The sequence below is a fragment of the Pseudomonas brassicacearum genome, assembly GCF_003732175.1.
Classification (GTDB): Bacteria; Pseudomonadota; Gammaproteobacteria; order Pseudomonadales; family Pseudomonadaceae; genus Aquipseudomonas; species Aquipseudomonas brassicacearum_G.
Genome location: NZ_MOBI01000015.1, coordinates 216851 through 226920, shown reverse-complemented (window position 1 = coordinate 226920; position 10070 = coordinate 216851). Strand labels below are relative to the sequence as shown.

8 protein-coding genes are annotated in these 10070 nt (G+C 59.0%); 5 read left to right on the top strand and 3 right to left on the bottom strand.

The window, feature by feature from the left end; translation table 11 throughout:
• Positions 1–134 precede the first annotated feature (134 nt).
• From BK658_RS14460 to BK658_RS14450, 3 genes are read left to right on the top strand one after another with little or no spacing between them, the layout of a single operon-like run.
• Complete coding sequence (locus BK658_RS14460; protein ID WP_123582853.1) at positions 135–794, top strand: paraquat-inducible protein A; 660 nt, start codon at positions 135–137, stop codon at positions 792–794.
• A complete protein-coding gene (locus BK658_RS14455; protein WP_019693707.1) occupies positions 781–1404 on the top strand; it encodes a paraquat-inducible protein A in 624 nt (207 codons plus the stop codon). The genes BK658_RS14460 and BK658_RS14455 overlap by 14 nt, the downstream gene beginning before the upstream one ends.
• Positions 1397–3700 (top strand): PqiB family protein, encoded by a 2304-nt coding sequence (locus BK658_RS14450; RefSeq protein ID WP_123582852.1) that lies wholly within the window; start codon positions 1397–1399, stop codon positions 3698–3700. Before BK658_RS14455 ends, BK658_RS14450 begins: the two co-directional genes overlap by 8 nt.
• A 77-nt stretch (positions 3701–3777) precedes the next feature.
• Here BK658_RS14450 and mksF read toward each other — a convergent pair whose 3' ends face one another.
• From mksF to mksB, 3 genes are read right to left on the bottom strand one after another with little or no spacing between them, the layout of a single operon-like run.
• Positions 3778–6618 carry an Mks condensin complex protein MksF gene (gene mksF / locus BK658_RS14445; RefSeq protein WP_123582851.1) on the bottom strand — a complete coding sequence of 947 codons (2841 nt, stop codon included), beginning with the start codon at positions 6616–6618 and terminating at the stop codon, positions 3778–3780.
• A complete protein-coding gene (gene mksE, locus BK658_RS14440) occupies positions 6615–7316 on the bottom strand; it encodes an Mks condensin complex protein MksE (RefSeq protein ID WP_123582850.1) in 702 nt (233 codons plus the stop codon). The genes mksF and mksE overlap by 4 nt, the downstream gene beginning before the upstream one ends.
• The gene (mksB, locus tag BK658_RS14435) at positions 7306–8583 is read right to left on the bottom strand and encodes an Mks condensin complex protein MksB (protein WP_185019827.1); all 1278 of its coding nucleotides are present in this window, start codon (positions 8581–8583) and stop codon (positions 7306–7308) included. The genes mksE and mksB overlap by 11 nt, the downstream gene beginning before the upstream one ends.
• A gap of 218 nt (positions 8584–8801) precedes the next feature.
• Between mksB and BK658_RS14430 the strand changes: the two genes are divergently transcribed.
• Both BK658_RS14430 and rimI read left to right on the top strand, forming a co-directional pair.
• Complete coding sequence (locus BK658_RS14430) at positions 8802–9548, top strand: energy transducer TonB (RefSeq protein ID WP_123582848.1); 747 nt, start codon at positions 8802–8804, stop codon at positions 9546–9548.
• The gene (rimI, locus tag BK658_RS14425; RefSeq protein WP_123582847.1) at positions 9541–9993 is read left to right on the top strand and encodes a ribosomal protein S18-alanine N-acetyltransferase; all 453 of its coding nucleotides are present in this window, start codon (positions 9541–9543) and stop codon (positions 9991–9993) included. The genes BK658_RS14430 and rimI overlap by 8 nt, the downstream gene beginning before the upstream one ends.
• Positions 9994–10070 lie beyond the last annotated feature (77 nt).

Sequence of the window (10070 nt, the reverse complement as noted above, 5' to 3'; positions counted from 1 at the left end):
CCCCAATTGCGAAAGCAGTTGGGGTTTTGTTTTGCCTGCGAGAAAGTTGATTCCGGAATCCGGACAAATTTGCACAGTTATTTCTCGGCCAGAACACTAGAATAGGCCGGTCATTTTCAGAGCCCGAGCCCTTTATGCCAGATCCGGTTGACGCCCCTGGGCTGTCAGATTTGCCGCTGGACGACTTGGTGGCGTGTCATGAGTGCGATTTGCTGATGCGCAAGCCGCAACTCGCTCATGGCGAGAAAGCCCTATGTCCGCGCTGTGGTTATGAGCTCTATGCCCACCGGCACAATGTCGTGGAGCGTAGCCTCGCCTTAGTGATCGCCGCGCTGCTGTTGTATGTTCCGGCGAACTTTTTACCCATCATGCAACTCCATCTACTCGGACAATCGTCGCACGACACTGTCTGGAGTGGCGTCGTTGGCCTATTCGATACCGGGATGCAAGGCGTGGCGGTAGTAGTGTTTCTGTGCAGCATGGGAATCCCGCTGCTCAAGTTGCTCTGTCAATTGTTGGTATTGCTGAGCGTTCGTTTTGATATAGGGCGTAGCTATGGCTTGCTGCTCTATCGCATTTATCACCATCTACGTGATTGGGGAATGCTTGAGGTCTATTTGATGGGCGTGCTGGTGGCCATCGTCAAACTGGCAGACCTTGCGTCGATAACGGTTGGCTTGGGTCTGTTGTGCTTTATCAGTTTGCTATTGCTGCAGGTTTTACTTGAGGTAGTGATGTCGCCTCATCAGATCTGGCAAGCGTTGTCAGGAGAGGATGCTCATGCGGGCAATTGATGCAGGCATTCTGATTTGTATCGAATGCCATGAGCTTAACAAGCAGGAACCGGACACCGACGAGCAGACATGTACTCGCTGTGGAGCACTGGTCCATGCGCGTCGCCCCAATAGTTTGATGCGTACCTGGGCGTTGCTGATTACCGCGGCGATTCTCTATATACCCGCCAATGTGTTGCCGATCATGACCGTCAGTACATTAGGACAGGGTGAAGGCGATACCATCATGTCCGGCGTAATCACTCTGGTTCAGCACGGGATGTTTCCGATTGCTGCCGTGGTGTTTGTCGCCAGTATTCTGGTACCGACCTTCAAATTGGTGGGCATCGCATTGCTGTTATTTTCGGTACAGCGGCGTCAGCCTTTATCCGCACGGCAACGCATCGTGATGTATCGGTTTATCGAGTTCATTGGTCGATGGTCAATGCTGGATATTTTCGTGATCGCCATTCTGGTGGCGGTGGTGAACTTTGGTCGACTTGCCAGTATCGAGGCGAATCTCGGTGCGGTGGCCTTCGCCAGTGTGGTGATTTTAACAATGCTTGCTGCAGTAACTTTCGATCCCCGACTGATTTGGGATAACACGGAGTCGGACGACGACCATGACTGATTTGCCTAAAGCTAAAACTCGACCGGCTTCGAACTGGTCGGCCATTTGGGTTCTGCCCCTGATCGCCTTGATGATTGGCGGATGGCTGGGCTGGCGTGCTTACAATGAGACCGGTATCGAGGTTCAGGTTCGCTTTGAAAGTGGCGAGGGCATTCAGGTCAACAAGACTGAAGTAGTCTACAAAGGTATGCCGGTCGGCAAGGTAAAAAGCCTGACGCTGGATGACGAGGGAAAAACCCGCGGGGTTATCGCCACCATCGAAATGAACAAGGACGTTGAACAGTACCTGAGGACCAGTACGCGCTTCTGGCTGGTTAAGCCGAGCGTCACCCTGGCCGGGATTACTGGCCTGGAAACGCTGGTTTCAGGTAACTACGTGGCGATCAGCCCGGGTGAGGGTGAGCCAAGCCGCAAGTTCACGGCCTTGACCAAAGAGCCACCGCTTTCCGACTCCAAGCCCGGCTTGCACTTGACCATCAAGGCTGATCGTCTGGGTTCTCTGAACCGTGGAAGTCCGGTGTTCTATAAACAGATTCAGGTTGGTCAGGTGAAAAGCTACCTGCTGTCCGAAGACCAGAGCACCGTCGAGATCAAAGTCTTTATCGAGCCCACCTACGCCAATCTGGTGCGCAAACATACGCGTTTCTGGAATGCCAGCGGGATCAGCATCGATGCCAACCTGTCAGGGGTAAAAGTGCGCAGCGAGTCGCTGGCCAGTATCGTTGCGGGCGGTATCGCCTTCGCCACGCCGGACAACCGCAAAGACAGCCCGCCTACCGATCCAAGTTTGCCGTTTCGTCTCTATGAAGACTTCGACGCCGCTCAGGCCGGTATTCGTGTCAAAGTGAAACTCAGCGACTTTGAAGGCCTGCAGGCCGGCCGCACACCCGTGATGTACAAAGGCATCCAGGTCGGTAACTTGAAAGCGCTCAAGATCGACCCGGACTTGTCCAGTGCCACGGCCGAGCTGACCCTTGATCCACTGGCCGAGGATTACCTGGTGACCGGGACCCAGTTCTGGGTGGTCAAACCGTCAATCTCGCTGGCAGGGATCACCGGGTTGGAGGCGTTGGTCAAAGGTAACTACATTGCCGTGCGCCCAGGCGACAAGGGCGGCGCGCCGCAACGCGAATTCGAGGCCCGGCCGAAGCCGCCGCCTCTGGATCTGCGTTCTCCAGGTCTGCACCTGGTGCTGTTCACCGAAAACCTCGGTTCGCTGGAAGTCGGCAGCCCGATTCTCTACAAGCAGGTCAAGGTCGGGTCGGTGCAGAGCTATCAGTTCTCTCGTACCAAAAAGCAGTTGGTCATCGGTGTACACATCGAGAAGGAGTACGAAGGACTGGTCAACGCCTCGACGCGATTCTGGAACGCCAGCGGAATTACCCTGACCGGTGGCCTCACTGGCGGGATTCAGGTCAAAAGTGAATCTCTGCAAAGTCTGATGGCCGGCGGTATTGCGTTCGAAACACCGAAAGCTACGGCGCCGTTGCAGAAGCGGATTCCGCGTTTCCGTTTGTTCGCCAACCGTGACGAGGCGAGCCAGAAAGGCGCTGTAGTCACGATCAAAGTCGATCGTGCCGACGGTTTGCGTACCGGCACGCCGATTCGCTTCAAAGGTCTGGATGTCGGTAAGGTAGAAAACGTCGACCTCAGTGATGATCTGCAGTCGGTGCTGCTTACCGCACGCATCACCGAAGTGCCGGAGCGCATTGCTCGAGTCGGCAGCCAGTTCTGGGTGGTCAAGCCGGAGCTGGGGCTGATCAAAACGTCCAACCTGGAAACCCTGGTCACCGGGCAATACATCGAGGTTCAGCCCGCCGCGAAAAACCTCGGTCCACAGAAAAATTTTGTGGCACTGGCCAATCCTCCGGAGTCTGCCAAGGAAGAGGCCGGTCTGAGTCTGGTGTTGAGCGCCGCTCGCCGTGGTTCACTGAAAACCGGCGTGCCGGTGACTTATCGTGAGATCACCGTTGGCAAGGTCACTGGCTACGAACTGGGTCAAACGGCGGATCGCGTGTTGGTCCACATCCTGATCGAGCCGAAGTACGCGCCGTTGGTACGCAGCGGAACACGCTTCTGGAACACCAGTGGCTTTGGCCTGGACTTCGGCCTGTTCAAAGGCGCAACGGTGCGGACCGAGTCGCTGGAGACGCTGATTCAGGGCGGCATTGCGTTCGCTACTCCGGAAGGAGATCGCATGGGCAGTCCGGCACGGCCCGAGCAGACCTTCCCGCTTTTCAACAAGTTCGAAGATGAATGGCTGACCTGGGCGCCGAAGATTTCCCTCGGTAAATAACTCGCAACGACAAACCATAAAAAAAGGCCGCGATCCATTGGATCGCGGCCTTTTTCGTTACGACACCGGTGAAAGGATCAGACCTCGTCCAGTTCCGGTTCAGTCGACTCAACGTTGACCGTCGCCTTCACTTCGTCATGCCGGCGAATGTACTTCCAGTCCGCTTCGTCGATGTAGATACCGTGCGGCCCGCTGCCACCTTCCAGGTCAATGGCGACACTGGCGCAGACCTGCGGCTTCACACTGGCGAGGATCGGTACGAAGCCCAGTTGCAAGCTGGTTTCCAGCAAGGCGGCCTGGTTTTTCTCGTCGATGTCCGCGGCCTCATCGAGGTAGTACGGTAAACGCACGCGCCCGGCCTGGTCGCGATCCATCAAGTGCAGCAACAAGTACATGTTGGTCAGCGCCTTGATGGTCATGGTGGTGCCGTTGGACGCCGCGCCATCGATGTCGGTGTGAATCACCGGCTGGCCGTTGACCTTGGTGATTTCGAACGCCAGCTCGAACAGGTCCTTCAAGCCCAACTGGTTGTGGTTCGCAGCCACCAACCGCGCCAGGTATTCCTTGGCTTCTTCGTTCTTGTTGTCCTGATCGGCGCTTTGACTCAGGTCGAACACCGACAGGGTTTCGCCTTCCTCATACTGACCTGCGCTGTGGATGATCTGGTCGATGTGCTTGAGGGCTTCCTTGTTCGGCGCCAGCACGATGCGGAAGCTTTGCAGGTTGGAGACCTGACGTTTGTTGATCTCGCGGTTGAACAGCGCCAGTTGGTGTTCAAGGCTGTCGTAGTCGCTGCGAATGTTGCGCAGGGTCCGGGCGATGTCGGTGACCGCTGCACGGCGGGCCTTGCCGAGGGTCAGGGCTTCGTCGGTGCGGTGCGCGTAAGCGTTGATCAGCAATTGCAGGCGACGCTCGACATCGTCTTCGCTGTCGAACTTGGCCACGCCCTTGAGGCGAACCTGCGCGTAAAGCGCTTCAATCTGCCCGTCGACACGCAGCAGGCCTTGCCAGCTGTCCTGATAGTCATTGAGCAGCGGCAGCAGGTTGTCCATGGAATCGTCGATCGGGTCCATGAACGGCGTACCGAACGGCAGGTCTGCCGGCAACAGCTGCCGGCGGCGCAGGGCGTCGTCGAGGGTGCGTTGCTTGGCTTCCATGTCGCCGATCTGCCGGCCGACCAGTTGCAGCTTGGCCGACAGTTGCTGGACGCGTTCGGTGAAGGCATCGCTGGAGCGCTTCAACTCGTCCTGTGCAGCTTCCATCTGCGCCAGTTGTTCCAGCTTGTCGCCTTCCTCGGCGCTCAGGGTTTGCGAGCGGCGGAAGTCTTCCAGGGCTTTTTGCGCATCCAGCACTTGCTGGTACAGCGCTTCGGTCTGGGTCTTGCTGGCCGCGCGGTCCGCCACGACGGCCGCTTGGGTTTTCAGTTGCTTGAGTTCTTTGTCCAGACGGTCTTTCTGGTCACGCAGCGCGGCGCGGTCGGCCAAGGCTTGCAAGGCCGGTGGTTCGATGTGCGACAGGTCGATGGACAGGCCCGGCACTTCGAAGCGCTCGCCTTTGAAGCCATCGAGGATCAGCTCCATGGATTTGACCCACTGGCCGTCTTCGTCCAGGGCAATGCCATGTTCGCCCAGGGGCAAGCTGAACAGCGCACTGTTGAACAGACGCATCAGGCGTTCGACATCCTGTTGCGAGAACTCTTCGCGCAAGCGGGCGTAGCTATTGTTGTCGGCGTGATCGAGTTGCTGCTTGACCGACTTCAGGCGTTTTTCCAGATCCCGCAGACGCTCTTCGAGGTCTTCGGCACTGAATTGGCGGGACTGTGCCAGCGCACCGGCCAACTCATCGTGCGCGTCCTTGGCGGCGAGCAGTTGTTGCTCAAGCACCTTGACGTCGTCGACCAGGGCAAAGCGATGCTTGAGCACCGACAACTCGCCCAGCCAACGCTGGATGCCGGTGATTTCGCGCTCCAGGCGCATCAGTTCCTGAGTGCCACCGCGTTGATCGTTTTGCAGTGCGTCCTGCTCGTTGCGGTAGTGTTCGGCTTGAACCGTCAGCTCTTCCTTGCGCGCGCTGGCATAGTCCGACCAGGTGCCGAGCAACGAGTCGAGCAGCGGCGAGATGCGGTGCAACTTGCCACGCAGGATGTTGCGCTGAGTCACCCCGGCGGACAGTGCTTCGACCAATGGACCGGCAGTGACCAGCGAGTTGTAGTCCTGCTCCATGCGGCGCACGTCGCGGAAGGCTTCTTCGCAGGCGGCGATGTAATCGACACTGCCGGAACGCAGGCTGTGTTCAAAGGCATCGAGGAACAGTTGCTTGAGCTTGGCCGCAGTGATTTCGCGCATGTGCAGCAGGTTGATGAACAGCGCGCGGAAGGTCTTCAGGCTCTGCTCGCTGGTGGAGCGCAGCGGGATCAGTGTCAGGTCCAACGGAACTGACGTGTGGCCACCGACCAGCAAGCGGCGCAGCTCATCCGGCTTGAGTTCGTAAGCTTTCAAGCCTTCGCGCTCAAGGTTGGTGAACAGCTCTTTCTGGCGCAGGCAGGTATCGTTTTTCTGGTAATGGGCCAGGTCCAGTTTGCCGGCGTAGGCGAAGAACTGGTGACCGAAACCACCGCCCGGGCCACGTCCGACCACGCCAATCACGTGGGGGCCGTGGGGCAGGGCGACTTCGACCAGGATGTAACTGGTGTCGGTGGCGAAGTAGAACCGCCGCGATTGTTCAAGGCTGTACTTGCCGAAGCTCATGTCCGACATGCGCGCCAGGATCGGGAACTGCAAGGCGTTGATCGAGGCGGATTTACCGAGGTTGTTCGCGCCGTAGACCGACAGCGGCTCTTCCAGCGGGAACAGACCGAGGCTGTAACCGGCGGTGTTCAAAAGGGCAAAGCGGCGAATGCCGTAGCGTTCCTTGCTCATGCGTCGAGCTCCTGTTCTTCGGCAATGGCACGGGCCAGGGCGTCTTCTTCACTGTCTTCAGCGAAATCGCTCAGGTCGAGTGGATCATCGGTTTGCAGCAGTTTTTCGTCGCTGTCGTCATCGATCAACACCGGCGCCGGCAATGGCAGCACACTGTGCAAGCTGGCGGCCAGGTCGCGGTCTTGCTGGACCGACAGGCAAACGTCGAGGAAACGGTGCATCGGCGGCAGGAAACGGTAGATGCCGTTCTCTTCGCCGGCGAAACCGAGTTGGGTCATGCGGCGCATGATCTTTTCTTCGAGTTCTTCGACGGTCTGCACTTCGGCCTGAATGAACAGGTCGCGGTATTTTTCCAGCAACGACGGCAGTTCATCGCGACCGAGGCTGCCGCCATCAAGCACGGCAATCGGATCGCGGCCCTGGTCAGCCAGATGCTCGACGAGGATGAAGGTGAACAGTGCCAAGCGCTGGGCGGTCTTGTTCACCGCTGCAGCGGCGAGGTCCGGCACAAAGTAGTAGAAACCACGGGTGTCGCAGACCAGTTCAAACCCCAGGGCCTTGAACAGCGTGCGGTACTGGTCCTGAAAGTTCGACAGCTGCGCGTAGAGTTCAGGATCGCGACGGCTGACGTGGTAGCCCTTGAACAGCTCGCGAAAGATCGGTGCCAGCTGAGACAGTTCGGATAGATCAAGATGCATGAGGAGTGCTCGCGGAATTCTCGGCCACGTCATCGCGGGCCGAGAGCAGGGCGAAGGAGCGCAGGCTGACCTGGTGCTCGTGAGTGTGGTAATCGCGGCGTTCGAGGCGCTCGCGTTTGAAGCGTTTTTCCCGTGACAGGCGGGAGAACCAGTACAGCAACTCGTCGGTCGCGCCGTCCGGTTCCTGTTCCAGCAGCCAGGTCATCAAGTCCGGCATCGGCAGCGCGTCTTCGCAGCGTTCGAGCATTTCCCGAACGGTGCGTGGTGCCCGGGGGGCTTCGCCTTTTTGGGTTTTGTGGGCCTTGGGGAAACGTGCCGGTTTTGGCTCGAAACGCGCCAGTGCATAAACGTAGGCTTCGACCTGACTGGCGCTGCCGAGGAAGGTGCTTTGCGGGCGGGTGAACATCGGCATCGCCGCTTGTGGCACTGCGTCGATGCCCTTGCGGCGGATCATCGACAGCGCCAATGCCGCGCCACGGGTCACGGCGTTGTGCCGGCGGGCTTCTTCGCGCAGCGGCAGCAACAGCTCGCGAGCGTGACGCAAGGTTAGTTGGGCACTGGTCTGCATTTCGAGGATGCGCGCGTGGGTACGCAGCAACATATCGTCGTCGACCAGGTGGCCGAGACGCTGTTGTTCGCTGAGCATACGCAGCAGCACGTTTTCAACCTTGCGCACACCTTGCTCGAAGGCGCCGTCGGCGTTGACCAGTTGAATCATCGGCTCGACGTATTCGTCCCAGGTTGCCAACACTTCGGCATAACGCTGACGCAACGGGATCTGCCGGTCGCTGGTCTTGGCCCGCTCGGCAACGGCCACCAGGGCCTGTTCGTCGTTGGCGAGCTTTTTCAGGACATCGCGCACGCGCATGTCGAGCAGGCGCAGCTGGCGCGCCAGATCATTGCCGTCGCGGATGTCAAAGGCGTCCTGAATGTAACCGGCCAGCCGCTCCAGATGGCGCAGGTAGGCTTCGATTTCCAGGCACAGGCCAAGGCGGTGCTCGCGGCGCAGGTAGGCGAGGAAATCGTGAATCTGCGCGTTCAGTTCAAAACGGTTCGGGCTTTTGGCCACCGGAACCAGAATGTCGAGGCGGATCCACACGTCCAGCAGGCTGGTGATGTCCTGTGGCGTGCTGTCCAGTTGCTGGGCGGCCAGCTGTGAGCGCAGTTCGTTGAGGCTCAGGGTGCCTTGGTCGAAGTGCTCGCACAATGGCTCCAGAAGTGCCCAGTGTTCGGCGAGGGCGCGCAAGACGCGCTTGGGTTCGATCATTGGAATGGCCGGCTGGTTGGCGATTAAAAGCAGCGATTGTACTGCATCACGTGCGATGGGAATCACTCTCGAGGGATCGACGGGACGGACAGTCGCTTTTCTATCGATCAACTGCGGGCGATCTTGAGCGAAGGGCGGTAGAATCCCTGCATTATCCGTTATCCACAAGTGGCCGACCTTTGCTTATCGAGTCCCGTCGCCGCGCCTATTTGACCGCCATGCAGGTGGTCAACTGGCTGCCGCGCACCGAATTGCCCTTTGCCGCGCCGTCGCGGCCTGAGCTGCTGGAAGCGCCAGAGCCGTTGGTCGAGACGCCGATTGCGCCGGCTCAGGTCGCGAAAGCTGCTGCCGAGCCTGTGGCCAAGCCGGCCGAGCGAATCAAGGTTGAAGTGCCGCGCCCAACGCCTTCGGTCGCGCGCCCGGCGAGCAAGCTGGCCGAAGACGTCGACGACGCACCGGTCGTGACCAGGGTGCCGCTAGTACCGCCTCCACGGTTTGCCCTGCAATTGCTGCGGGCCGGCCGCTGCCTGCTGCTGGTGGAGTTACCCACAGGTGGTGCGTTCCAGACTCGCGATCCGGCCTACTTGCTGCTCAAGGACATGCTGCGCGCCGCCGGTCTGCCGGACAGCCCGCAAATTGTCGGCGAACCGGTCCGCTGGCCGCTGCTGGCACGTGGAACGATGGATCAAGGCCCGGAAGCTGCCCGTGATTTCGTTCAAGGGTTCCTTTCGGCTCGCCTGGAAGACGCGCCTTGTGTGTGTCTGTGGTTGATCGGCCTGCCGGCGGTGCGTTTTGCCGGTGAGGCGAATGCCGAGTCCTACAATCGCGAACTTCAGGTCGAAGGCCTGGGGTCGGTCTGGGCGCTGCCCGGCCTGGAATTATTAATGGAAGAGCCACAGCGTAAGGCTGATGTCTGGCAAGCCATGCGTCGGCTGATGGCGCGTTGGAAAGAATCGAATGAGTGACGCTGTATCGTTCCGCCCGATGACCGAAGCGGATTTGGACGCTGTACTGAGAATCGAATACGCGGCGTTCAGCCATCCCTGGACCCGTGGGATTTTTCTTGATGGTCTGGGCAAATACCAGATATGGCTGATGTTCGAAGGTCAGCAACAGGTTGGCCACGGTGTGGTGCAGATCATCCTCGATGAGGCGCATCTGCTGAACATCACGGTCAAGCCGGAGAATCAGGGGCGCGGGCTGGGTTTGAGGCTGCTTGAGCACTTGATGTCGATTGCTTACAAGGCGCAGGCACGGGAATGCTTCCTGGAAGTGCGCGACAGCAATCAGGCGGCTTTCCGTCTGTACGAGCGTTATGGTTTCAATGAAGTCGGTCGCCGTCGTGATTACTACCCGGCGGTCGGTGGGCGTGAAGATGCGGTGGTGATGGCCTGCACGTTAGTGGACTGATACATAACCATTGTGGCGAGGGAGCTTGCTCCTGTTGGGTCGAGAATCGGCCCTGAAATCTGCAACCGCAATTTATC